This window comes from Bacillus sp. bc15 (genome assembly GCF_900142585.1).
Taxonomy (GTDB): Bacteria; Bacillota; Bacilli; order Bacillales; family Bacillaceae_G; genus Bacillus_A; species Bacillus_A cereus.
The window spans coordinates 1,777,864-1,802,912 of record NZ_FRBJ01000001.1 but is presented as its reverse complement, the minus strand read 5'-3'; the positions used below and the strand labels follow the sequence as shown (position 1 = coordinate 1,802,912).

Here is a 25,049-nt window from a genome sequence, read left to right as displayed (position 1 = left end):
GGGGATGACGTATGAAATCGAAGAAACTAATCACGTTAGCGATTCCGGTTATGTTATTAGGGGGTTGTGCTACGACTCAAGGTTCACCAAAGATAGAAGCAAAGACAGAAGAGTCAAGCAAAGCGAAAGCTACTGAACAAGATAAAAAGTCTACTAGCTTAAAAGATAACGAGAAAGATATTCAAAGGATTCGAGTTTTAGAAGAGGATTATCCACAATACATGTTAGACATGGAGAAAGATTTAGTGAAGCGGTTAATTTTTTATAAAGATTCAATAAAATACTACCAAAAAGGTAGTAAATCAAGGGAAGAAGTCTTAGTTTCCATTAAAGACTATATGAAAGTACTGGATAAGATAGAGTCTATAGATGCCCCTTCTAAATACAAGGAAGATCACAAAGAAGTCCTTAAAGCAGTCAGTAAGTATAGGGAATCTTTTGAAGAAGTAGAAAAGGTATTCAAGAAAACAGACTTCTCAATGGAAGCTGATAAGGAAGTACTTGAAAAGGCAGACAGTAAGCTATCAGAAGGTAATCGTGTTTGGATACCAGTGTTTGAAAAACTAAAGAATGAATCAAAAAAAGTAGAAAGTTCTTCTGATTCATCTAGTGAAGACGTTTCATCAAATTTTGTTCCAAGATCATCTTCACCTAACTCAAGTCAATCAGACAAGAGCCAAGCCCAAACAGGTATGTTCAAAGGTATAGTTGGTACTGATGAAGAGTTAGGAATAAACGATTCTAATACATCTAGGTATATTAAAAATGAAAGGTCTATTGTAGGTAAGTATGGTATTGATTTAGGAGAAGGAGTCAAAACAATACTCTATTTAAAAGGTGATATGACATTTGCTTTTTATAAGTATGGGGATTTCCCAAGTAGAGATAGTCTAATGAAAGGAACATACGAGTTAGACGTACCTTCTTTACAATTAACATTAAAATTAACAAGCGTAACTGAGAATGGTCATAAGACTCAAAGAACTGAGAGTTTTAGATATCAGGTACAAAATTATGATTTAAATATGTTACAACTTTATAGTGCAGACGAAGATGTCCGTATGAGATTGATTAAACACGGGTAAATATATTAGTAGGGTTAGGTGAAAAAGCCTAGCCCTTATTTTAAGGGGATATTGAATAAATGGAGCAGGTTATACAAGAGTTTTTTTCTCCAAGTAAAAACTATAAGGTTCAAATCATTAAAAGAAAAGATGGTCTATATACAACAGAAGCGTATAGATGGATGGAGGATTGCGGCTATACATTTTGGAGTTATATATCACAAGGATTGACTTTGATAGATAGTAAGGAACATGCGCAAAAGATTGCTATGGAACAACTAATAGAATGTTCAAGAGAAAGGTTTAAAAATACGTAATTATATTTGTAAAATTATAAAGAAGTATGATGTTTTATTAATAGTGAAAGAACACAAATCTTTTGTAAGTGAACCTATTATTATTAATTTCTAGATTCATATACTTTTATGAAAATACATGAAGTGAATTTTATTTAATCCTATTTATTTTATTGGAATTATAAGCTATACTAAAAGTAGGTGCAAAATGTACCATTTGAAAAAGAGTGCATTGCAAAAAGGGATCCGTAAAGGATTCCTTTTTTATTTCTGTGAAAATGAAGCAACGTTCTAATTATCTCTTTCTTTTTTATGAATGAACTACCACTTTATATACTTAAAAGGTATTTTTGGAAAATAGGGGGAGTAAATTATTTGAGACTTTAATAATTTGTTTTTATGAATTGTGCCTAATAGCCAAACTTATTTTTGAAAAATCGAAGTATAGCCTTCAAAAAGCAACCGGTGCTCGTATTTTATACAAACAAAATAGAAGCCTTAAAAAAGACTTCTATTTTGTGACATATAATGAATGATAAGGTGGTAAACAAATCAAGATAATGTGACTGAGCGGTAAAAATTTATTAATAGCTGTTTTAGATTCTCTTATAACTAGGCTAATTACGAAAAGTGAATCTCTACAATGATAATAAAAATTGAAAAATTTTACTCATTAAAACTTAGACTAACTACAGTTGCAATTGATTGGGCCGCATGTTCCCAGCTTCCATCTTGTACTGTAAACTCATAATAAAATTGATCATCTGGACGAAAACTTAAATGGTGAGAGATTTGCCCCTTAACATATTTTTTTCCTGCACCTAGATTTACTACTTCTATTTCTTTTACATTAAATTCATGTTCGAATACTTTGATTTTTTTGACTTCTGGACCATTTAAGGCAGCTTGAACGGCTGTTTCCAAATTGTTTTGTGCAAAAGGTTGAATACTTAATTGTGCCTCTTTTGGTTGAATGGGAGCCTCCTTTTCTGCAGCAAACACCGAGGTAGTAGGTAGTGCACCCATAATGATTTTTCTTTTCATCTTCATAGTTTTCCTTCCTCTCTTAAAGTTATGATATATAATCTTTTAAAGACTGACACGGTGCAATTTTTTTCATAATGTACGCAAAAAATCAGTTTAATAATTATGTGAAATTGTGTCAGAAAATTAAAGTTAATTATATATGTATTTAAGATGATATCTATCTACATATTTTTTTCAATCTTTAGATAAATCAAATGCTAATGACTTCTTAAGAATCAATTTAGCACCCTGTTTATCTATAATAGTCCTATAAAATACATTTAGTTCATAGTAAAAGTAATACATTTGATATTAAGTGTCTTACATAATGCGATAAAATTTCACAATTTTTTATTATAATATACAGAAAAGGGTAAAAACATAAGTAATACTTGTCATTGGTGTGAATTATACGAATCTACTTATTGTAACAGCTAAGATGTTAGATAATGTTTTTCTTAAAAATATTACTAATCCATATTCATGAAAAACATTTTAATGGATTAGTTTGATTCGATATAAAAAGAGGACGCATTTTTATTCGCGTCCCCTTTTTATGATAATTTATTTTACAAGTTAAGAAGAATCTTTGATCATCTAAATAAATTCTAGCACCCTATTAGGAGATACTAGTATAACAATAGGGACTTTTATTTAGTTCTTTTTTATCAATCCGTTTAATTCTAATACTGTAGGCAAGCATAGTACTTAGTTCAGGAGCTTTTTCTATTATTTTATTGATAACACTCCTTCTTAGTACTATTCTAAGTATTTTTGGGCTAGGTAAGAAGGGTATGTTGAAATAGGAGGGCCCATATGAAAGTAGGATAAATTGGTCTTTGAAATTGGTATACAGTTCTTTAATAAATATAGTTTTTGCAATATATCTTTATCTATGGGATGAAGCATATAATCTGTCATGATGAAATAATTGTGATGGTAGATAAATACTTTTCCTTCCGGTAGAATCGCGTGATTAGATAAATTTGGATAAATAGGTGGCCCATCTGAAAGTTGATTTAAACTACATTGTGAAACTTTAATAATTTCTTGGACTGAAAATTTAAATTTGCGAAATGCTATGGTATTAATAAACAGACGTTTTTGATTATTTTCTATATAAAATAACTCTCCTTTTTCATTTTGTACAACTCGTAGATTTGGAATTGACTCTGTAAGGGTTATGGGGGGACCTTCTGTATATTTATAGATAAATGGATCGGGAATTAAGACAATTTCATTTTGATTATATTTGAAGTAAGAAAGCATGTCTTTTGAAATAAGCCTGCGTTTAAGGTTATCAATTAAAAATACTTCACCGTGTGAATTACTAAACAAAATACCATTTAAATCTTTAGAAGGGAGGTTAGCATATAGGTTTTGGAAAGAGAATGGTGTTTTAAAAGTAATATCGAGCACTTTGGGAATGGGATAAAAAGGTTGAAATGTATTTAGGCGTTTCCAAAACATTGCATCTCCAGCAAACCAATATAAAGGATTTGTATCCCAATATCCACGGTACTTTTCATAGACTTTTACTAATATTCTTTTAGTATGCATAACTGAACAGTGATCTACAACATTAGCAGCTGTATATAAAATTTTCGAAGCTTCTCTTACAAATTCATTTGTAGGTTCTAGGTTATAATCAACATATTTAACGTATTGGGAAGAGTAGACTACATCAATTTCAGGGTTTTTTTCTAAGAAAGATAACATTTCAGCTAATCTGTTTGGAAGGTATATAGTGTCATCCGTTAAATAGCAAATATAATCCCCACAGGTTAATGGAAGTGCCTCATTGATAAGTGTTGCATATCTTGTAGTTTTATATCGTTCATCATCTTGTATAAAACTATTCTTATAAGTAATTCGAGGATCCTCTAAATAATTTTTTATGACATTTATAGTTTCTAGACAGGAGTTATCATCCATAATAAAAAGTTCCCATTCTTTATAAGTTTGCATTAGAACACTTTCAATAACTTGATTAATTAATGACGGCTTATTATAACTAGTAAGGATAATTGATATTTTGGGTTGCAAATACTTCACCTCTATTGAGAATATTAAATGTGTTTTTTCTAGTGAAATATAATAATTAAAGCTTTATCAACACTTTCTTTTTTATTTTAAATAGTTTATTACTTTTTCATAGATATGGTATGGACTATAGTGGAGAAAAAAGGATATAGGTGAATATAAATAACGCTATTAATTTTTTATAGGTAAAGAAATCTTTTTTAAAATTATCGGAACGGTTTGTCCTTTCTATTTATATAATAACGTAACTGTTTTTGTATTTGTTGATAAGGAGGAGAGGGATATTTGCCTAAAATTTCAGTTATAATGACAAGTTACAATAAGCCTGCGTTTGTTGAAAAATCGATATTAAGTGTATTAAACCAAACTTTTCAAGATTTTGAGCTTTTTATAATGGATGATAATTCAGATGAAATAACGCAGAAGGTGATTCAACCATTTATAAATAAGGAAAATGTACATTTTTATAAAAGTAATGTAGCTCATATTTCTGAAAGGACAAAAAAAGTCAGATATGCGGCTTTAATTAATGAAGCACTTAAGCATGCTAAAGGGGAATATATAACTTATATTACAGATGATAATCAATATGAAGAAGAACGCTTGAAAAAGATGTCTAGTTATCTTGATGAGAATGAAGATGTTCAAATTATTTACTCTGCATCAAAAACGATTCATATAGATGAATCAGATATGCCTATTAAAACTGTTGAAAGACCTTCCAAAAAAATTACAAATAATGCGCCATGTACCATTGATCATTGTTCTATTATGCATAGAGCATCAGTTTTACCAATTCTTGAAAAAAGATGGAATTCTTACTGGGATGAAGATCCTCAGTTTTACCGGATAGGAGATGCACGCTTCTTTTGGAGATTAAATCATTATTGGGATTTTTATCCCTTAGATGAAATTTTAGATATCAATTATATTACTCCTCATTCAATACATGCACAGTTATTTGCAGAAGAAAAAAATGAATTTGTGCAATTATTACCACCACAAAGAACATGCAAAGAATTAAGAGAAGATCTAAGAAGAAAAAGAGGGTGAAAAATTGAGTGACATTTATTTAAAAAATTACTGGCTATTAAATTTAGATTATATAAATATTTTTTCAGAGTTAAAGCATCATAACATTCCTTTGCCATTACTGAGTAATTTTTATCAATATTTAGATGAAGATATAAAAAATAAAATGAAAGATGATAATTTTTACAAGCAATTGTCAATTGAACCAATAGCGGAAAAACAGTTACAGTTGGAGTTTGAAAAAATAATTTCTGCATTTCAATCAAAAATAAAAAGAAAAAATAAAGATGGAACAATCCTGCTAAATTCAGATTATCTCCGTTTTTCAGTAAGTAATTTTACCCACTTTCATCCAAATCAAACTAAGATATTAACAAGATCAAAAAAGCCAGAACTTTATGGTCTTCCTACAGTTTGTGCACCAGATTATATAAATAAATCCCCTAATAACGCAAATGTTTATATAGAAAAAGCTAAAGAAATCTTTTTAAGGTTTAATAAACACCCACTACTATCAAACACGTTTTTTCAAAAAAAATTACTCAGCGACCTTCCTATCATGATTGAGAAGCTTAACATGGCTCATTTTATTTTTAAAGAACAAGATATTTCTGGTGTGGTTGTTGGTACTACGGAAGACATAACAAGTAGAGCACTTACTTTTCTTTCTGGTAGTGAGGGTATACCAAGTTTATGTCTGCAACATGGTGCAATAATGGGAGAAGAAGCATACTTTCCGGTTTTCGCAACAAAACAGGTCGTATATGGGAAATATGAAGAAGCTTGGTACCTTCAAAAAGGGGTCAGTGAATCTCAAATTGAAATACTAGGGCACCCTAGATATGACGAAATCTTTGATAGAGTATATATGGATAAAAAGAATTTATTTAATAAATTAAATATAGACCCCTCTACAAAAGTAGTTTTTATTGCAACCCAGCCATTTAAAACTTTATTTTATACTGAACTGACAGAAAAGTTAGTGAAAGAAAAAAATATTACGGTTATTATAAAGCCTCATCCTTGGGAAAAAGGGCGTAACTTAGTGGGAGAATATATTAAGTTAAGTAACTTATATCCTAATGTTAAATATATAACAAATGAAGTGAACATGTATGATGTTATTTTACATGCAAATCTTGTGGTTATCTCAAATTCAACAGTAGGATTAGAGGCAATGTTATTAGACATACCTGTAGTTGTTTATAAATCTTTATTAGAGGAAAGGGATTATAAATATTACGATACGCTAGATTGGCTTGTAAACCATTCTATGGAGGATGTGACTAGTACGATTAAAAAGGTTCTACATGATCCTTTACAATCTAATTTAGCAAAAGAATTAAGAAAAAAATTTATTAATGAAAACTATCCGCAAGAAGCATGTACAAAAAGATTAATAAATTTAATTCAAGGTGAAAAAGAATAAACTCCTCACCATTTATAAATATTTGAAGTAAAAGATTATATCCTCAGTTTTCAATGATTAATATGTATCTTAAACTTGCAATGGAAACGTGTGTTTTAATATCCGATAAACCAATTTATCTCTCAACAAATGGCTTGCTAATGGAACTACACACAAATTGAAGAGAGGTTTTTCTTGGCTAAAATTAATTTTTTAATATGAGGAGGTATATATTTTCATGTTTTTTAAAGATAAAAACGTTTTAATTATTGGTGGAACAGGAACAATTGGAAAAAGCATTCTTTCTAATGTTCTACAGGAAAAGCCAAAAGTGGTAAGGGTTCTTAGTAGAAGTGAATATAATCAATTTTTATTACAAGAAGAATTTAGGGATAAAAATCAAAATATTCGTTATTTAATTGGGGATATTCGTAATTATGATCGAGTATTTAGTGCGATGGAAAATATTGATTATGTATTTCATGTGGCCGCGATGAAGCATGTGTCTTTTTGTGAATATAATCCGTTTGAAGCAGTTTTGACCAATATTTTTGGAACACAAAATGTAATAAAAGCCGCAATTGCTCAGAAAGTAAAAAAGGTAGTTTTTACAAGTTCTGATAAAGCGATTTCACCAACAAATAATTACGGTGCAACAAAGTTGACTGCTGAAAGATTGATTACATCAGCGGAATATTCAAAAGGTTCAAGTGAAACGATATTTGCAAGTGTTCGTTTCGGAAATGTGATGGGGTCAAGAGGATCTGTCATTCCTTTATTTGAAAATCAAATTAAAGAAAACCAAAAAATAACTGTAACGGATCTTAGTATGAGTAGATTTATGATGACACTGAATCAAGCAACTATGTTAACAATTGAAGCAATGAAAATAGCAAAGGGTGGTGAAACTTTTATATTAAAAATGCCAGTTATTTCATTAAAAGATTTAAGTGAAGTGATGATAGAAGAAGTTACAAAGTTATATGGGTTGCCTAAGGAGAATATAAAAATTGAAGAAATTGGATTAAAACCTGGTGAAAAAATGTATGAAGAACTTATGACACATGATGAGTCTTTACAGGCTTTTGAATTACCAGATATGTTTATCATTCCTAGCCCATTAAAAAAGGGTACACAATATGAAAATGCAGAAAGGGCGAAAGCAGGATTTTACCGTTCTGATCATCAAAATGCGATTTCAAAAGAAGAGCTTAGAAATTTAATATTAAACCAGCAACTATTAACAGGAGGGGAGAAACTATGAAAATATTAGTAACTGGTGGTGCAGGTTTTATTGGTAGGTGGGTTGTAAAGAGATTATTGCAGGATAAGCATGAAGTATGGATATTAGACAACTTAGCAAATTCAACTACTGCAAATATCACCGAATTTGCACACGATCTAAATTTAAAGCAATGCATTCAAGGAGATATTAAAGATAAAAAATTAGTTGCTGAATTATTTAAAAATAATTCATTTGACCTTTGTTATCATTTAGCAGCTAGTATCAATGTTCAAGATAGTATAGATGATGCTAGATCAACTTTTGAAAATGATACAATAGGTACTTTTAATTTGTTAGAACAATGTCTTAAATATAAAGTCAAAATGGTCTTTATGAGTACTTGTATGGTATATGATAAAGCTACTAATATACAAGGAATATCAGAATTAGACCCGATTAAACCAGCTTCTCCATATGCTGGATCAAAAATTGCTGCTGAAAACATGGTTTTATCTTACTATTATGCTTATAAGCTACCTGTAGTGGTTATTCGCCCATTTAATACGTATGGTCCATTCCAGAAAACAGGTGGGGAAGGTGGGGTTGTTGCCATTTTTATAAATAATAAATTAGATAATGTACCATTAAATATTTATGGGGATGGAAAACAAACGAGAGACCTTTTATACGTTGAAGATTGTGCAGATTTTGTTGTGGCAGCAGGATACTCTGCAAAAGCAAATGGCCATATTATCAACGCTGGAACAGGACAAGATATATCCATTAATAAATTAGCAGAATTGATTTCGGGAAATAAAGTAAGTATTCAACATGTAACTCATATCCATCCGCAAAGTGAAATCCAAAAATTATTATGTAACTATGAAAAAGCAAAAACAATATTAAACTGGGAACCGAAAGTTTCTTTAGAAGATGGAGTTATTAAAACAGAAGAGTGGATTAAATCTTTAAAAATTAACCCTAAGGAGAAAGAGTAATGGTAAGGGGGATTCTCGGTATTCATGGAGGAAAGCCTGTTAGAGAAACTTATTTACCATATGGTCAGCAACAAATTGATGAATATGACATTAAGGCTGTTGTAGACGTATTAAAAGGGGATTTTTTAACAACAGGACCTATGGTTCAACAATTTGAGGAGGCTATAGCGAAATATGTGGGAGCAAAATACACTGTTTCCTTTTCAAATGGTACAGCTGCATTGCATGCTGCCTGCTATGCAGCTGGCATAACTGAGGGAGATGAAGTAATTACAACTCCAATGACATTTGTAGCAAGTGCAAATTGTATCTTATACCAGGGTGCAAAGCCGGTATTCGCCGATATTGACAATGAAACATATAACATTAGTCCTAAATCTATTGAGGAAAAGATTACAAACAAAACAAAGGCCATTATTCCCGTACACTTTACTGGACAGCCTGTAGAGTTAGAAGCAATACAAAAAATAGCAAAAAAAAACAATTTGATTATCATTGAAGATGCAGCCCACGCATTAGGAGCCACTTATAAAAATAAAAAGATTGGTTCAATTGGTGATATGACAATGTTTAGCTTTCATCCGGTGAAACATATTACTACCGGAGAGGGCGGAGTAATTACCACAAATAATCCTCTTTTTTATGAAAAACTTGTTCAATTCCGTACGCATGGAATTGAAAGGAACCCCCAAAAACTTCTTGAAAATCATGGACCTTGGTATTATGAAATGCAATTCTTAGGTTACAACTATAGAATTACGGATATACAAGCTGCTCTTGGTTTATCACAGTTAAGTAAATTAGACTCTTTTATTAAGATTCGAAAGAAATATGTAGACATTTATAGTAAAGAATTTAGTTGTTTATCTGAAATCATCATACCAAAGCAATTGCCTCAAACCAGTTCGAGTTGGCACCTTTATATTATTCGTTTAAATACTAAATTATTAAAATGTAATCGAAAAGAATTTTACGAAGCGTTACAAAGAGAAAATATCGGTGTGAATGTGCACTATATACCCGTACATTTACAACCGTTTTATCAAAAATTAGGTTATGAAAAAGGTATTTGTCCGCAAGCAGAAAACGTATATGAGGAAATTATTACGCTGCCTCTATTTCCTAAAATGACAGAAGCTGATGTGTGGGATGTAATACAAGCTGTGAGAAAAGTTCTTTCGTTTTATAGTGTTGCTAAAAATTAAATGAAAGGGGGGTTAATAAAATTGCAAAATCAGAAATTGTTAAGAGCAGTTACAAAAGTTGACATTAAAAAAGGAGAAATTATTACAGCTAATAAAGTAACAATGGAGTTAAATGTTGTAGAAAATGCGCTGAACAAGCTTGAAGCAGAGGAATTATTACCTCAGGTAGCTGTATATAATTTGTCTGCAGGTACCCCATTAACAAAAGAGGTTATTGAGCCTCCTAAGGTAGTAATAATTGTACTTTGCCGCTTAAAATCTACTAGATTACCTTTAAAAGCCATATTGCCAATACACGGAGTTTCTTCCATTGAACGATGTCTTATAAATACATTAGCTATTCCAGGAAAACATCAGGTCATACTTGCTACTTCAGATATTGCACAAGATGACCCTTTGGAAAAATTTAATTTAGATGGAAAGGTTAAGATTTTTAGAGGTGATCCAGAAAATACCGCTGATCGTATGTTCCAAGCTGCAAAACAAGAAAATGCAAACATTGTCATAAGGATTACAGGAGATTGCCCAGCTGTGTCACCAGAAATTAATACTTTTTTACTAGATGAACATTTGAAAAGTGGTGCAGATTATACACAGGCAGAGTTAAGTACGTTACCTGTCGGAACAGCAGGCGATATTTTTACATTAGAGGCAATTGAACGACTACTACAAACCCCAAAACCTTTAACCTATGCAGAATACCTTCCATTTTATTTTATTAATAATCCACATTTATTTCGTATCAATATAGTGAAACTTCCTCCACCATTTTGTTACCCTACTTGGAGGTTAACATTAGATGAACAACCGGATTTAGATATGTTCAATGAACTTTATAAAGGTCTGAATGTAAAATCTAAACCTTTATTTTTTCATCAAATAAAAGATTACATCCTTCGAAATCCTGAACTTATTAAAATGAATAATCATGTGAAATTGAAATGGGCAAATCAACAATCATTAGTAGATGAGCTAAATAGAGAAACGAAATTATAAGTTAATAAGTTATAGTGCTTTTAGTGAGGAGGGAGTATCTTGCTTGAGAAAAAAATTGCCTTTCGCGCCGACGCATCTATTGAAATAGGTACCGGTCATGTTATGCGTTGTTTAACACTGGCCCAAGAATTGCGAAATAAAGGTGCTCAAGTATATTTCATTTGTCGTAAGCTGCAAGGTGATTTGCATCAATATATTTTAAATAAAGGATTTCATGTGTTTGTATTAGATGGAGATGGTGAAAATACGAATTTCTTAAGTGCAAAAAACGGGAGGTATTTAAATTGGCTAAAATATCATTGGTTTGTTGATGCGCAGCAGACCAATGATATTTTGTCGCAACTTCCCAAGTGTGATTGGTTAATTGTTGATCATTATGGATTAGATAATAAGTGGGAGTCTGCTTTAAGAAAAAGTGTAAGAAAAATTATGGTAATCGATGATCTTGCAAATCGAATGCATGACTGTGATTTGTTACTAGACCAAAATTTATATGATAACCTTAATGGTCGCTATAAAGATTTAATACCAGAGCACTCATTAGTAAAATTGGGGCCTAAATACGCTATATTACGACCAGAGTTTCATGCAGCTAAGAAGATTTCACGAAAAAGAACAGGAAAAATTGAGAGGATTTTTATTTTTTTTGGTGGCCATGATGTAACAAATGAGACATTAAAAACGTTAAGAGCTTTACAAAATATAAATAAAGATAACTTAAAAATAGACGTTGTGGTAGGTAGCCAAAATCCTCATAAAGAGGATATTCAAACTTATTGTAAGAGTGTTACTAACGCTTCATATTATTGTCAAATAGAGAATATGGAAGAGCTTCTCGTACGAGCGGATTTAGGGATAGGAGCTGGGGGCACAACCACATGGGAACGATGTTTTCTTGGATTACCTTCTATAACAATTACAACTGCCCAAAATCAAATTGAAGTAACAAAGGCTGTAGCGAAGGTTGGAGCTACATGGAATATTGGTACAGCTGAAAGTGTTTCGGATAAAGCAATTACGAAATGTCTAAACAAACTTTTATCAGATTTTAAAATAGTGAAAGAAATGTCTAATAAAGCTCTTTCTATACAGTGTGCCAGTAATACAAATGAAATAGCAAAAATTATTTTAGGAGGATAGTATGTTAGATATTGGGGATTTTCAATTGGAAAAGTTAAAAAAGAAAGATTTAGAACTTATTTTAAATTGGCGGAATACAAAAGAAATCCGCTCGGTTATGTATGAAAATCATGAAATAACAATAGACGAACATTTAAAGTGGTATGAAAAACTCGTAATGGATGATACAAAGGTTGCAAGATTATTAATATATAAAGAAAAACCAATTGGATTTGTTAATTTTACAAAAATAGATAAAATGGATCGAACTTGTTATTGGGGATTTTATATAGGTGAAAAGCAAAGTGTAAGACGTGCCGGAACTGTATTAGGTTTATTAGCATTAGATTTTATTTTTGAAATCAAAGACATACACAAAGTATGTGCAGAAATAATAGAATCAAACCGTATTAGTTTAAATTTCCATCAGAAAATTGGTTTCCAAGAAGAGGGAAGATATGAAGATTATATTTACAGGGACAATGATTATGTTGATGTCATTACAATGACCTTGTCCCGTGAACAATGGGAGGAAAGAAGAGAATCTATAAAAAAAGAACTTGAAGGTGACAAAAATGAGTAATGTATATATCGGAGGTAGAGAGATTGGCAATAGTTTGCGACCATTTATTATTGCAGAAATGTCAGGGAATCATAATCAATCATTAGATAGGGCGTTGAAAATTGTAGAGGCAGCTGCGGAGGCCGGGGCACAAGGATTTAAAATTCAAACATATACACCAGATACAATGACTTTAAATATAGAAAATGGTGATTTTTTAATTCATGATAAGAAAAGTTTATGGAAAGGCAAATCACTTTATCATTTATACAAAGAAGCGTATACACCATGGGAGTGGCATAAACCAATTTTTGATCGCTGTATAGAGTTAGGAATGATACCATTTAGTACGCCTTTTGATGAAACAGCTGTAGACTTTCTAGAGACATTAAATGTTTCATGTTATAAAATTGCATCTTTTGAAAATACTGATATTTCCCTCGTACGTAAGGTAGCCGCAACAGGAAAACCAATAATCATTTCGACAGGTATGGCTTCAATCGCTGAACTAGATGAAACAGTAAGGGCTGCGAGAGAAGAAGGGTGTAAAGAACTAATTCTTTTAAAATGTACAAGTACGTATCCTGCATCTCCAAAATCTACAAATATAGTTACTATACCTCATATGAAAGAGTTATTTAACTGTCAGGTGGGCTTATCAGATCATACCCTGGGAGTAGGTGTATCTGTAGCAAGTGTTGCCTTGGGAGCTACAGTAATTGAGAAACATTTAACGCTCTCAAGGTCGGATGGAGGAGTTGATGCTAAATTTTCAATGGAACCAGCTGAATTTAAATTATTAGTAAGCGAAACTGAAAAAGCATGGGAATCTTTGGGGAATGTATATTATGGACCTACTGATATAGAAAAAGATTCTTTAAAGTTTAGAAGATCATTATATGTAGTAGAAAACATAAAAGCGGGAGAAAGATTTACAAATGAAAATGTTAAAGCTATTAGACCAGGGAATGGCTTATTACCAAAACACTTATCCAAAATTATCGGAAAAAAAGCGAGTAAGGATATCAAAAAAGGGACGCCTGTTTCATGGGATTTAATTTGATACCGAGGAAATGAGAGCTTTTATAGAAAGATTTATAACAAAAATGCTATAAATGATAGCAAACATGCTGGCCTATACCCACCGACATTCATCTACCACCTAAAGTTGGTGTTTCACACCTTCATATTTTTGAAGAAGAGTCTTCTGTCAGAAAATGATTTAAAGGCCCTGTTTAAAAACAGGGCCTTTAAAAAGGGCATGATATTTAACAACTGAAGGTACCTTTACATTACCATTATTGGAATATTTATACCATATGTTAGGTGTTGAGAAATAAAAAATTCATTGGGCACAACAAAGTGGCCAGCGAAGCTGGCTAACCACTTGTTGCACAAAAGAAAATTAGGCCCTTAAAAGTAATAGTTATGTAACCTAAAGTTACATTTATAGTATTAACAAGATTGCATATGTTATACGAAAAGGTACCTGGTGGCAATTACATTTTGGAGAAATAAAAATAAAATTGCCACCGGATAACCTTTTGATAAAACAGAGCACTTTCAAACATAATGTATTCAAAATCTTACGATATGTGTAAATAAAAGAGCAGCTAGTGATGCTAGCTGCTTAATACAGAAAAGAGAAGAACTACAGGGACGGTTAAATGAGTTCTGGCTTTCGCCTATCTTTAGTATTGACGAAATGTTTAGTTTTATGCTGAAAAACCTAAGAAGAGCATCTATAAAAAGACCTCTTTAAGGAAGAAATGAGATATTGAAAAATAAATTAGTAGTTTAAAATTTAATATAATATATGACTATTTCATCATATTGTGACGATGAATCATAAAAGAGCAGCTAACAATAGCTAACTGCTCGACCCTCAACCAAGAGAGTTAGAGTTACCGAGGCCTTTAAGTGCCTATTATTTTTTAAAGAAGTTAGAAATTAAGTAATTCTGGATAAAAAAGATTGGTTCATTTTAGTTTAGAAAAAATTAAGATTTACTTATTATTACTTTAACTATTTAAAGTGAAACCTTAAGGGAAAGTTTAAAAAAAATAAAATGTTGCGTTATAACATAATAATATAATTTTCATTTGAATAATTAAAAGCATATAAAATGGGTGCTAGTCATTATTATGAAGTATGGAATTTTTTGAGTAGTATAGGAGGGTTTCATGAGTAAAATAATAGATTTACTAAGGAGTTTAGATAAAAAACTAATTTTGATCTTATGCATGTTTTGTATTATTAGTATCACTGCAATTTATAGTAGTCAACAAACTGGCCAGTATGGAAGTACAAACTTTGCATTTCAGCAAGGTAGGAACTATATAATTGGTTTTGTACTGTTAATATTAGTTGCAAGTATTGATTGGGATCAATGGCAAAAGTTATCTTGGCCATTGTATATTATTGGATTTGCAGCAATTGTTATATTGAAAATACTACCAGAATCAACGTTTACCCCTGTTAAATTGGGAGCAAAAAGATGGTTTCAATTTCCTGTTATTGGTCAAATTCAACCGTCGGAGTTTTTCAAAATTGCACTAATTATACTTGTCGCAAATTTAGTAGTAAATCATAATGTAAAATATATGATGCGGACATATAAAACTGATTTCATGTTGATTGGAAAAATTATGTTAGTTTCTATTCCTCCTATTGCTCTGGTATACAGTCAGCCAGATACAGGGATGGTGTTCTTATACGCAGCATCTATTGTCTTTATTTTATTCATATCAGGGATTCAAAAAAAATTAATTGCACTTTGTACATTCATACCTGTAACTCTACTATCTACATTAATATTTATATACGTAAGATATCCCGATTTTTTCTTTAAAGATTTAGTTACTAGGTTAAAACCTCACCAACAATCACGCATTATAGGGTGGCTGAATCCAGCTGAAAATGCAGATCAGGGGTATCAAACGCAACAATCTCTTTTAGCTGTTGGAAGTGGTGAATTGCATGGAAAAGGATTTGGTCAAGGAAGTGTATATATTCCTGAAAAGCATACTGATTTTATTTTTGCTACCATCGCTGAAGAAGGTGGATTTATAATAGCGGCTCTCGTTGTATTGGTCTTGTTACTTCTTATATATCGAGTAACTATAATTGCTTATTCAGCAGAGAGTCTGTTTGGTACATTCCTATGTGCGGGGACTATTAGTGTTTTAACACTGCAAATCTTCCAAAATATCGGTATGATTGTTGGGATAATGCCGGTAAAAGGAATTGCACTTCCTTTTTTATCATATGGAGGGAGTTCACTGTTTTCAAATATGATAATGATGGGGCTTATCTTATCGGTGCATAAAAATTATAAAAAATACATGTTTCAAGTGAAATAAAAGTTAAGAATATGTTTAGGATTGTTTTTTTAGATTTTTGAAAATGAAAAGAATTGAGATAAAGTCTGATTAGAAATTTAGAAGACGGTAATCTCCTAAATCGGAAATCAAATCCAATTTAGGGGTAGGTATCCATTTCGAAATAAAGTAATACGTAATGATTGAAATCAGCTTAATATAAAACTATTAACAAAAATTAGATATATATAATTCATTTATTATTCTTCATTGTTATTAGCAATAGGATAGCTACTTAAAGATAAAAAGGAAGTTGCTAATTTTTTTGCAAAATGTAACGGAGGCTCCACTGATTGGATATGAATATACATGATTAATGGGGTCATATATAACCAGTGATTATGTAAAGCACTAACGATAATTCCCTGTTGTACAATTGATTTCAAAAATAAAGGGATTTCTTCTTGTAGAACAGCAATTTCTCCTAAATTTAATGCATTATCATTTTGATCCATTGATTCGAAACTTAATCCGACGGGTACTACATACGCACTTGGTTTTCCTTGAACTAGCACCTTAAAATCACGATGAAAAGACACCGAACAACCATTTTGACTTATTTTACTTTTTCCTTTAAGGATTGTAGCAAATTGATCACAAATGAAATGAAAGTTTTGCATAAATTCAATTCCCTTCTCATAAAAAATGTTTATTTTAAACGCAATTCCTATGATATTTTCAAGTGGCCATAGCCTTTCTTGAAAGGAATTAATCTATCTAATTTTTTGAACGTATAATTTATTATTGACGAAAAAAAGTATAAATGGCTTAACATAATATACAGTATACAAGCAGTAAAGGAAAAACATGTTATGTAACTGTAAATGAAGCCTATGTGAAATCAAAGAATAATAAAAAGGGTTCTTCCCGAGAGAAGAACTTAGTTTGTAGAATATTATAAGATATATTATCCCCGTAATGGCGTTCTGTATCATGTTTATGTAATGATAGCCAAGAGTATGATGAAAATAAAACCAGAGTATTATTAATTAGAGAGAGCTCTGGTTTCGTAGTTTCTCTTGAACCATGTAATATAATGCAGAAAATCATTTTGTATAACTAAAAAGACAGAAAAAAGAGCATTCCTGGTTGGATGGGAGGAATACTCTGTTTCTGTATAACACAATCGGCATTCTAATTATATGAATTCACTATATACAATATGACTTGAAAATAATAAAGACACCTTCCCCAGCTGAAGGTGTCTCATGTGGTGATATTCTAGATGTATAAATAGTATATCCAATATTATAAAAAGATAGAACTTAGTATTGACTGATAAATGTATATGATAAAAGAATAATTCGGTAAACAAAAAGAGCCATTAGATGACGGCTCTTTTTGTTTTATGAATTTAGCATGTCGATAAGATCGTTACCATCAATTAATTCAATGTTCTTATTTGCAGCGTATTGCTGCGCATTTTTATTGAAATGACTTAACGTAACAAAGTATCCTCCTGTAGCTTCTCCATCGATGATGGCACTATGTAGCTTTTGAATGTATGGTCGTCCAATAGATTTTTTTGTATATCTTTTTATTTCAACAAATTTCACTTCATTATCTTTCCAAAGAATAATGTCTTTTCCTCTATCATTAGAACCTGGTGTAACTTGCGCTTGGTATCCTCGAGAATTAAACAAGTCAGCGATTAAATATTCAAACTTTCGCGGATCCATTTTTTCTAAATATTCACGATTTGCTTGTTCTCTTAAGTGTTTCATGCGAATTTCTTCTTCAGAGACCTTGGGTGCTTTAAGTATTATTCCTAATCCAAAAACGATGACTAATGAAATGATAGCCCAAATCATACAATTCACCTCAGTATGAGTATAACCAGCTTAACACTTATTACTATCTCTTCATACCAAATACCCTCTATATGTAATTTAATAACTTTTGAAATAAGATATGCAACAGGAAATGTAGGAGTAGCGCATTTAATAAAGTTTTTCATCGTATTTTAGAAAATTTGAAGCGGAATGTGAGTAAAACAATACTAGGGAGAGAATACGTGTATTATCTCTATAAAGAAGGGATATTTCATGAAGTTGAGGTAGATTGCTCTTAATAAATGAAGTGAAATTAAAAAGTACGAAGAGCTCATCAAAATATATAAGCAGAAATATTACGATAAAATGCCAGTGATTCATTTTTACGGATACTCAATACAAAAAAGGAAACTTGATGAGTTAGTACCTAAGTATAATACGTTTGTGAAGGTGGGTGTAATAGAATAAATATAAAAAAGTGTTAAAAAGTTTGCAAACGAACCTGACAAAACCTATAAAAAAAGAAAATATCGCTGATATGTCATCTTCAATAATAGCTAAAATACACTAATATGAAATGCTAATAAAAAATCCTTAATACTAAAAATGTAGTAGCAAACTTGTTAAATTGGTCCAAACGATGTTTATTCTCCATCTCATTGAAAGTGCAATTGTATCTTCAGGGGAATTGTGGTAGATTTCTATAGGGAAAAGACAAATTAAAATGCTTCTTCATAAAATTGAAAAAACATTTTAATTTATTAAGAATGAGTATTGAAGAAAAGATATTATTAATTTAATAAATTAATGAATGTGTGATTGTATAGTAGTCGTTATAAAATGGATCCTCTCATAAAAAGTATGCTGGCTAATAACTCTTGCATGAATTTTTTCGACCATTAATCTTTTCGAAATTGCATCATTTAAATAAAAAGATAATTTGTTTAAGCAGTCTTCAAAACTGTTATAGGATACAATTTCATCTTTATTGAAGAAGGATGAAAGGTCAGGTTTTTCTTCAATAATTTGAAAGCCTTGGCAAGCGGCAATATCAAAAGCGCGATTATTAATGGTATTATTTTTCACTTTATTTTTATTTTTATTCTGTGGAAATAGATGACTACGATGAGGATTTAAAATAAGACTAGCATTATTATAATAGAGTGCAACCTCTTGAGGTGGAATCCATCCTTCTATAATCTTAATTCTTCGGTGATTCTTCCATTTTTTTAATAACTTATTTCTCCAGTGTTGACCAATAATAGTATAGTGATAAGGCGTTTTTTCCAAGAGAAACTGTATCAATTTTACTCGGTTAGGATAAGGATATCCAATCAACAATACTTCACTTTTATATTTTGAATTTTTTTGATTTGGTTTAAATAGTTCTATATTAGTTGCTAATGGTAAGTGATATACATTGGTATATCCTAAAGCTGTGTAATATTTAAGTGCTTCGCTATCAATAGTAAATATAAAATCGAAGTTTTTTAATAGAAGAAGAGAAGTATCTATATAAAATGGATCCTCAGTTAGCCACACAGCTAATTTAATGTTCCTTTTTTTAAAATATTGAGTTGCTTTTTGTGGTAGATGATTACCTAATAAGGTGAAAACAATATCGGGATGAAACGTTGTTGTAATGAAATCCAATTGCTGTATTAATTCACTTGGCTGTACTGCTAACCATTCGAATTTTTGATCAATAAGAGTTCTTTGTATGCTTTGATCTAGATATTGATAGATTTTTGAGTAACCAGAAGTAATGTATAAGAGTTTCATATTTCAACACCTGCTTTTAGGTTTAAAATATATTATGAGATAAACGTAATACTTTCTATTTCTTTACAACTAATCTTAGTAATACTTGTAGTAGGAGGAGTAACTGAATTTTCCTCTTCTAATGTGACTATACAAGTATTAGGGTTAAAATTTGTAAACACAGCAGGACCAATAATATTCCCAGATTTACCAGTCACAGTAACGACTTCGCCTGGTTGTAAATTTTTAAAAATACTACATACTCCACCTGAACAACCAAATAAATTGCATAAGAACAAATTTATCCCTCCTTTAAACAATATACTATATCATATGAAATTTTGTAGAACGATGTGTAGACAAGTAACCTTTAGAAGAGAAAAAGTTTAAATTAAAGCATCCTATTGAAATAATAGATGCAATAGAATGTTACATATCAGGGTGTACTGATTAGTACAGTCATTAGATTTTCTTAAATAGGGATTAAGCTAGAAAAATATGAAGCTTCTTAAGGAGTGGTTAAAGTAACACTTTCTATATCTTCACAACTAATAAATATAGTATTGGTTGAAGAGGGGGTTATCACATCTTCTTCTACCAACACTACTGCACATATATTCGGAAAGAATAGTGAAAAAGTAGCAGGCCCGATAATTTGACCTGATCTAGTGGTAACTGTAACTACTGTTCCTGTTGGCCACGAAGAGAATAAAAAACAAGCTAAACCTGTACAATCTGCCATATTAAATCCTCCTAATTTTAAGTTTTAATTAAAATAATAAAGTCCAAACATTTTATAGTGTATGTGTAAGTAACATGAAGTGCTTGGACTAATAGAAATCACGTTCTGATATTATCTCTTTATGATCAGTGAGATAACTACTAAATCCTATAATACAAAGGTTTAATAAATACAACATGGTCGGAAGGGTTAATGAAAAAGATATTCTATGACTTAGTAATTAGCTATTCCAAGGTCCAAATACTATGAATCGGAATTATAAAATGAGAAATTGGGATATATGGGGCTATGATGAATGATATTTGAATAGGATAAAATACAAAGCTAAAGTTTTCGATAGTGTTGATGGAAATCCCGAGCAATTAAAAAATTTTATTTATATGTAATTGTTTTAAAAGTATTTTCTAAGAGTAACAAGTGAAAGTTTTAAAAATGTAGTAAAAAATTGAACACAAGATTCATTCAAAAAAAAGAACACAGATCAGTGCTCTTAGAAAGTAAACTATATGGTTTTTGGATTAGTATATAGTATCATATGCTCGTTTTTTTTAAGGGTGTAAACAAAATTAAATAAAAATACTACATATGAGATCTTTAAAAGAGTAATAGCTCAACAGGATTGATTTGCAAATGGGTTGTTGGCTACATACAAACTAAATAACAATAAACTTATTAATAAATTTATATAAACAAAAATGGTTGAAAAGAAACTTTTTACATTACTAAATTCAATATTCAGGTTCTTATAAGTATAAACGGATACTGTGAGATAGTAATGGGGCAAGGATAAATTGTAAGAGGAAAATTATATAAGTGATTAATTAATATAAAAACATCCTATTATTGTATATGTGGAAATTTGATGTTTCTATGCAGTTCGTTTCATGTAACTCATAATCCAATGTCTATTGGCATGTGATGTAATTAAATGTAGTTAGAATACAGGATAATATTGAAAAATATAAAGTATGTAGTGTTTGAAACAAATTAAAGAAGTAACATGGGGGATTCATGCATATAGTAATTTTGTTGATTTAATTTAACTAAATTTTCATTCAAATCAGATAAAATAATAGTGTTTTTAACTTATAATATTGTTTATAAGATGAAATAAGGCTAAGGTTGAGTTAATTAAAAAATAAATTTTAGATAGGAAGAGGATAATGAAGACCAGAGATAGTTATAAAATTATAGTAATTGGTTCTGGGACTGCAGGACTATCTTCTACTGCACATTTGTTACGAAATGTCCCCCTATTGAAAGAAAGTATAGCAATTATTGATCCGTCAAAAAAACATTATTTTCAGCCACTATGGAGTTTAGTGGGGGGAGGAATTGTTTCAAAGGAAAGTACAATGCGTGATCAAGAATCGCTTATTCCAAAAGGGGCAACGTGGATCCCTAAAAGTGTTGTTAAGTTATTTCCGGATGAAAATAAGATACTGTTAGATGACGGACTGCTGCTTGAGTATGAAATTCTTATTGTAGCAGCCGGTATACAAATAAATTGGGAAGGTATTAAAGGCTTAAAAGAGTCTATTGGGGATAGTGGGGTTTGTAGCAATTACTCTTATAAATATGTTGATTCAACTTGGAGAGAAATTGAAAAATTTAAAGGAGGAAATGCGATTTTTACGCATCCCAATACTCCTATTAAATGCGGTGGTGCTCCACAAAAGATTATGTATTTAGCAGAAGAGTATTTTTCTAATAGCAGTGTAAGAAACAAAAGTGAAGTAATGTTTTATACTGCGAACGCTAACATATTTCAGGTTCCACGTTATGCAAATACTTTAGAACAAGTACTAGAAAGAAAGCAAATTATAACAAATTATAATAAAAATTTAGTAGAAATTATTGGCGAAAAGAGAGAAGCAATTTTTGAAGATACGCAAACACTGAAAAGAGAAACTGTACCATACAGTATGATCCATGTTGTTCCACCAATGGAGCCACCTACTTTTATTAAAGAGAGTGAGATAAGTGATTCTCAGGGGTGGGTAGATATAAACCCTTATACGTTGCAGCATATACAGTATAAGAATATTTTCGGACTTGGAGATTGTACCAATTTACCCACCTCTAAAACTGGAGCGGCAATTCGAAAACAAATACCTGTCTTAAAACAAAATATTATGGACGTACTTAACGGAAGAGACTTGCATGCTAAATATGATGGGTATACATCCTGTCCGATTGTTACAGGATATAAAAGTCTTATACTCGCTGAATTTAACTATGAACATGAGCCCCAAGAAACGTTTCCATTTAATCAAGCGAAAGAACGGTATAGTATGTTTTTACTTAAAAGATATATGTTGCCCTATATGTATTGGAATTTAATGCTGAAAGGGATCCTATAGGAGAAGATAAAAAGTGGTTATAAACAGTTGAAAAGCAATTTGAAATAAATATTTGGAGGGAATAGCTATGCTTTTAAAATATTTTTATGATGAAAAATTAGCACATGCTTCCTATTTAGTTGGGTGTCAGAAGGAAGGTGTAGCAATTGTAATTGATCCAGGTCGCTATATAGAACAATATATAGAGTTTGCTAAGAAAGAGGGGATGGAAGTAATTGCTGCGGCTGAGACTCACATTCATGCAGATTTTCTTTCTGGATCTAGAGAACTTTCTAATCTTTATCATGCAAATTTATATGTATCTGATGAAGGAGATTGTGATTGGAAATATCAATATCTCAACGAAGGTCGATACAAGTTGGTTAGAGAGGGCACAGAGTTTAACGTAGGCCATATAAAATTTAATGTAATTTCCACCCCAGGGCATACGCCTGAAAGTATTTCTTTTTTAGTAACTGATACAAGTCAAAATAATTTTACGAATGATAAACCGATAGGAATTTTCACAGGTGACTTTATATTTGTAGGAGATATAGGAAGACCTGATTTATTAGAAACAGCTGTTGGTATGAAAGATACAGCACAAATAGGAGCGAAACAATTATTTGATTCTATACAAAAAGTAAAAATACTCCCTGATTATTTGCAAATATGGCCATCACATGGTGCAGGAAGCGCATGCGGAAAAGCATTAGGAGCAATTCCAACTTCTACATTAGGTTATGAAAAGATGTTCAATTGGGCATTTCAATGTAATGAAGAAAGTGATTTTGTATCGATTTTATTGACGGGACAGCCAGAGCCTCCAAAGTATTTTTCATTAATGAAGAATTTAAATAAGTATGGTCCTCCAATTCGTAAGAAGAGAAAGATTACTACTATTAATACAGTAGAAGAACTCCAAGAAGTTATGAGGAGTGTTCAGCAAATAGTTGATATAAGGGATGTAGAGAGTTTTGCTTCTGGTCACATTGAAAAATCAATTAACATACCTTATAACAATTCTTTTACAACTTGGTGTGGATGGTTACTAGATTATAAAACAGAGACTTTAATCATTCTAGATGAGGAAAAGGTTAAAGTGGAGGAAGTCATTAGGGACTTTGAATCTATTGGGCTAGATAATATTGTTGCTTTTGTACCTTTAAAAGTAATAAAAAAATTTGATATATTAGAAAGTTACAAGGAAAAAACATCAATTGAATTATATCGGCATATAAAAGATAGAAGTGTTAAGGTTATCGATGTGCGTAGTAAAAAAGAGTGGGAGGAAGGACACCTTCATGATGCAATACATATTACTTTAGGTAATCTATTTGAGAAGATAGATTCTATACCAAAAGATTGCCCAATAGTTTTACAATGTCGAACCGGGTTGCGTTCAGCTATAGCAGCTAGCATTTTACAAAAAGCTGGTATAAAGGAAGTAGTGAATTTAAAGGGGGGATTTATTGCATGGAAAAAAGAAGGGCTTCCTTATACAACATGCAATCTCAACGCGTAGGAAAATATTATATGACAGGTAAGAATAATTAAAAGAAGTTATAGATGACGTGTTAGACAAGGAAAGCATAATTGTTGCAGCTTCAGGAAATACATTAGGATTATTAATTGATTATCCAGTTAAATATGAAAATGTAATGTTTGTTTCAGCATTAAAGAATTTGACATTGGATCCATCTTTTATCGAATGGCAGTGTTGGAAGTACTTAGGTATTATCAATAAGAACCCAATCAAAAATTCTCTTGGATGCAAGAGAATTTTTTTATTGGGAATAGTAAGGGGGAGGGGAGGTGCATTACATATGGGAAAAGGTAGAAGTAATAATGCTGGTAAAAAGCAACCGAATTTTGATGATTCATCTAATTTTGCTAAACAAAGCCAACCGACAGAAAAGAAGAAGAAATAAGAACAGGAGCTCTCTTGATAAAGGGAGCTCCTGTTAAAAGTGGATTGACGTTTCAGAATAACATATCGATGGATTAACCCAATAGCCATAAATACAAGGTTTTAATTTTTACGAAGGGCACCTAATTTAATATTATTGTCCCGCTTT

22 protein-coding genes are annotated in these 25,049 nt (G+C 31.2%); 15 read left to right on the top strand and 7 right to left on the bottom strand.

What is annotated here, in order from left to right; all coding sequences use genetic code 11:
* The first annotated feature begins 11 nt into the window (after positions 1 to 11).
* Entirely contained in the window at positions 12 to 1,085 is a 1,074-nt protein-coding gene (locus BUA87_RS09185; protein ID WP_000837196.1) for a DUF3994 domain-containing protein, read from the top strand.
* A 59-nt stretch (positions 1,086 to 1,144) separates the two neighbouring features.
* Positions 1,145 to 1,381: a hypothetical protein gene (locus tag BUA87_RS09180; protein WP_025117929.1), complete on the top strand. Its 237-nt coding sequence runs from the start codon at positions 1,145 to 1,147 to the stop codon at positions 1,379 to 1,381.
* A 645-nt stretch (positions 1,382 to 2,026) separates the two neighbouring features.
* Here BUA87_RS09180 and BUA87_RS09170 read toward each other — a convergent pair.
* Complete coding sequence (locus BUA87_RS09170) at positions 2,027 to 2,410, bottom strand: hypothetical protein (protein WP_072939318.1); 384 nt, start codon at positions 2,408 to 2,410, stop codon at positions 2,027 to 2,029.
* Positions 2,411 to 3,145: 735 nt separating this feature from the next.
* Positions 3,146 to 4,432: a glycosyltransferase family 2 protein gene (locus BUA87_RS09165; RefSeq protein WP_072939315.1), complete on the bottom strand. Its 1,287-nt coding sequence runs from the start codon at positions 4,430 to 4,432 to the stop codon at positions 3,146 to 3,148.
* A gap of 282 nt (positions 4,433 to 4,714) precedes the next feature.
* On the opposite strand from BUA87_RS09165, the gene BUA87_RS09160 reads away from it, so the two are divergent.
* The 10 genes from BUA87_RS09160 (at position 4,715) to BUA87_RS09115 (ending at position 16,336) form a co-directional block, all read left to right on the top strand.
* A complete protein-coding gene (locus BUA87_RS09160; RefSeq protein ID WP_072939312.1) occupies positions 4,715 to 5,482 on the top strand; it encodes a glycosyltransferase family 2 protein in 768 nt (255 codons plus the stop codon).
* Between the two features lie 4 nt (positions 5,483 to 5,486).
* The gene (locus BUA87_RS09155) at positions 5,487 to 6,890 is read left to right on the top strand and encodes a CDP-glycerol glycerophosphotransferase family protein (protein ID WP_072939309.1); all 1,404 of its coding nucleotides are present in this window, start codon (positions 5,487 to 5,489) and stop codon (positions 6,888 to 6,890) included.
* Between the two features lie 217 nt (positions 6,891 to 7,107).
* Positions 7,108 to 8,133, top strand: a complete 1,026-nt coding sequence (locus tag BUA87_RS09150) for an SDR family NAD(P)-dependent oxidoreductase (protein WP_064532251.1) — start codon at positions 7,108 to 7,110, stop codon at positions 8,131 to 8,133.
* Positions 8,130 to 9,092: a dTDP-glucose 4,6-dehydratase gene (locus BUA87_RS09145; protein WP_048564032.1), complete on the top strand. Its 963-nt coding sequence runs from the start codon at positions 8,130 to 8,132 to the stop codon at positions 9,090 to 9,092. The genes BUA87_RS09150 and BUA87_RS09145 overlap by 4 nt, the downstream gene beginning before the upstream one ends.
* Positions 9,092 to 10,297, top strand: a complete 1,206-nt coding sequence (gene pseC, locus BUA87_RS09140; RefSeq protein ID WP_072939306.1) for a UDP-4-amino-4,6-dideoxy-N-acetyl-beta-L-altrosamine transaminase — start codon at positions 9,092 to 9,094, stop codon at positions 10,295 to 10,297. Before BUA87_RS09145 ends, pseC begins: the two co-directional genes overlap by 1 nt.
* Positions 10,298 to 11,293 carry a cytidylyltransferase domain-containing protein gene (locus tag BUA87_RS09135; RefSeq protein WP_072939304.1) on the top strand — a complete coding sequence of 332 codons (996 nt, stop codon included), beginning with the start codon at positions 10,298 to 10,300 and terminating at the stop codon, positions 11,291 to 11,293. It abuts the gene before it with no gap.
* Positions 11,294 to 11,332: 39 nt separating this feature from the next.
* A complete protein-coding gene (pseG, locus tag BUA87_RS09130) occupies positions 11,333 to 12,433 on the top strand; it encodes a UDP-2,4-diacetamido-2,4,6-trideoxy-beta-L-altropyranose hydrolase (protein ID WP_072939301.1) in 1,101 nt (366 codons plus the stop codon).
* A gap of 1 nt (position 12,434) precedes the next feature.
* Positions 12,435 to 12,995: a UDP-4-amino-4,6-dideoxy-N-acetyl-beta-L-altrosamine N-acetyltransferase gene (gene pseH / locus BUA87_RS09125; protein ID WP_072939297.1), complete on the top strand. Its 561-nt coding sequence runs from the start codon at positions 12,435 to 12,437 to the stop codon at positions 12,993 to 12,995.
* Entirely contained in the window at positions 12,988 to 14,037 is a 1,050-nt protein-coding gene (gene pseI, locus BUA87_RS09120) for a pseudaminic acid synthase (protein WP_072939294.1), read from the top strand. Before pseH ends, pseI begins: the two co-directional genes overlap by 8 nt.
* 1,120 nt (positions 14,038 to 15,157) lie before the next feature.
* Positions 15,158 to 16,336: an FtsW/RodA/SpoVE family cell cycle protein gene (locus tag BUA87_RS09115; protein ID WP_000034609.1), complete on the top strand. Its 1,179-nt coding sequence runs from the start codon at positions 15,158 to 15,160 to the stop codon at positions 16,334 to 16,336.
* A gap of 218 nt (positions 16,337 to 16,554) precedes the next feature.
* Here the strand turns inward: BUA87_RS09115 and BUA87_RS09110 are convergent, their stop codons facing one another.
* From BUA87_RS09110 to BUA87_RS09085, 5 genes are all read right to left on the bottom strand, one after another.
* Positions 16,555 to 16,974, bottom strand: a complete 420-nt coding sequence (locus BUA87_RS09110; protein ID WP_072939291.1) for a DUF1259 domain-containing protein — start codon at positions 16,972 to 16,974, stop codon at positions 16,555 to 16,557.
* 726 nt (positions 16,975 to 17,700) lie between these two features.
* Positions 17,701 to 18,165 (bottom strand): restriction endonuclease, encoded by a 465-nt coding sequence (locus tag BUA87_RS09105; RefSeq protein ID WP_000637731.1) that lies wholly within the window; start codon positions 18,163 to 18,165, stop codon positions 17,701 to 17,703.
* A gap of 765 nt (positions 18,166 to 18,930) precedes the next feature.
* Positions 18,931 to 19,908, bottom strand: coding sequence for a CgeB family protein (locus BUA87_RS09095; RefSeq protein WP_000772274.1), 978 nt, complete (start codon positions 19,906 to 19,908; stop codon positions 18,931 to 18,933).
* A 32-nt stretch (positions 19,909 to 19,940) separates the two neighbouring features.
* Positions 19,941 to 20,186, bottom strand: coding sequence for a hypothetical protein (locus BUA87_RS09090; RefSeq protein ID WP_000477971.1), 246 nt, complete (start codon positions 20,184 to 20,186; stop codon positions 19,941 to 19,943).
* A 209-nt stretch (positions 20,187 to 20,395) separates the two neighbouring features.
* A complete protein-coding gene (locus BUA87_RS09085; RefSeq protein ID WP_000752671.1) occupies positions 20,396 to 20,629 on the bottom strand; it encodes a hypothetical protein in 234 nt (77 codons plus the stop codon).
* A gap of 1,163 nt (positions 20,630 to 21,792) precedes the next feature.
* Here BUA87_RS09085 and BUA87_RS09080 point away from each other — a divergent pair.
* The 3 genes from BUA87_RS09080 to BUA87_RS31750 all read left to right on the top strand — a co-directional run bounded on the left by BUA87_RS09080 (position 21,793) and on the right by BUA87_RS31750 (position 24,902).
* Positions 21,793 to 22,992, top strand: coding sequence for an FAD/NAD(P)-binding oxidoreductase (locus tag BUA87_RS09080; RefSeq protein WP_072939288.1), 1,200 nt, complete (start codon positions 21,793 to 21,795; stop codon positions 22,990 to 22,992).
* Between the two features lie 67 nt (positions 22,993 to 23,059).
* Positions 23,060 to 24,496: an MBL fold metallo-hydrolase gene (locus BUA87_RS09075; protein WP_072939285.1), complete on the top strand. Its 1,437-nt coding sequence runs from the start codon at positions 23,060 to 23,062 to the stop codon at positions 24,494 to 24,496.
* A gap of 49 nt (positions 24,497 to 24,545) precedes the next feature.
* Complete coding sequence (locus tag BUA87_RS31750) at positions 24,546 to 24,902, top strand: hypothetical protein (protein WP_225988587.1); 357 nt, start codon at positions 24,546 to 24,548, stop codon at positions 24,900 to 24,902.
* The last annotated feature ends 147 nt before the right edge of the window (positions 24,903 to 25,049 follow it).

Coding starts and splice junctions, on each gene's coding strand:
- BUA87_RS09185 (WP_000837196.1), top strand. CDS start 12: ATGAAATCGAAGAAACTAATCACGTTAGCGATTCCGGTTATGTTATTA.
- BUA87_RS09180 (WP_025117929.1), top strand. CDS start 1,145: ATGGAGCAGGTTATACAAGAGTTTTTTTCTCCAAGTAAAAACTATAAG.
- BUA87_RS09170 (WP_072939318.1), bottom strand. CDS start 2,410: ATGAAGATGAAAAGAAAAATCATTATGGGTGCACTACCTACTACCTCG.
- BUA87_RS09150 (WP_064532251.1), top strand. CDS start 7,108: ATGTTTTTTAAAGATAAAAACGTTTTAATTATTGGTGGAACAGGAACA.
- BUA87_RS09145 (WP_048564032.1), top strand. CDS start 8,130: ATGAAAATATTAGTAACTGGTGGTGCAGGTTTTATTGGTAGGTGGGTT.
- pseC (WP_072939306.1), top strand. CDS start 9,092: ATGGTAAGGGGGATTCTCGGTATTCATGGAGGAAAGCCTGTTAGAGAA.
- BUA87_RS09135 (WP_072939304.1), top strand. CDS start 10,298: ATGAAAGGGGGGTTAATAAAATTGCAAAATCAGAAATTGTTAAGAGCA.
- pseH (WP_072939297.1), top strand. CDS start 12,435: ATGTTAGATATTGGGGATTTTCAATTGGAAAAGTTAAAAAAGAAAGAT.
- pseI (WP_072939294.1), top strand. CDS start 12,988: ATGAGTAATGTATATATCGGAGGTAGAGAGATTGGCAATAGTTTGCGA.
- BUA87_RS09115 (WP_000034609.1), top strand. CDS start 15,158: ATGAGTAAAATAATAGATTTACTAAGGAGTTTAGATAAAAAACTAATT.
- BUA87_RS09110 (WP_072939291.1), bottom strand. CDS start 16,974: ATGCAAAACTTTCATTTCATTTGTGATCAATTTGCTACAATCCTTAAA.
- BUA87_RS09105 (WP_000637731.1), bottom strand. CDS start 18,165: ATGATTTGGGCTATCATTTCATTAGTCATCGTTTTTGGATTAGGAATA.
- BUA87_RS09095 (WP_000772274.1), bottom strand. CDS start 19,908: ATGAAACTCTTATACATTACTTCTGGTTACTCAAAAATCTATCAATAT.
- BUA87_RS09085 (WP_000752671.1), bottom strand. CDS start 20,629: ATGGCAGATTGTACAGGTTTAGCTTGTTTTTTATTCTCTTCGTGGCCA.
- BUA87_RS09080 (WP_072939288.1), top strand. CDS start 21,793: ATGAAGACCAGAGATAGTTATAAAATTATAGTAATTGGTTCTGGGACT.
- BUA87_RS09075 (WP_072939285.1), top strand. CDS start 23,060: ATGCTTTTAAAATATTTTTATGATGAAAAATTAGCACATGCTTCCTAT.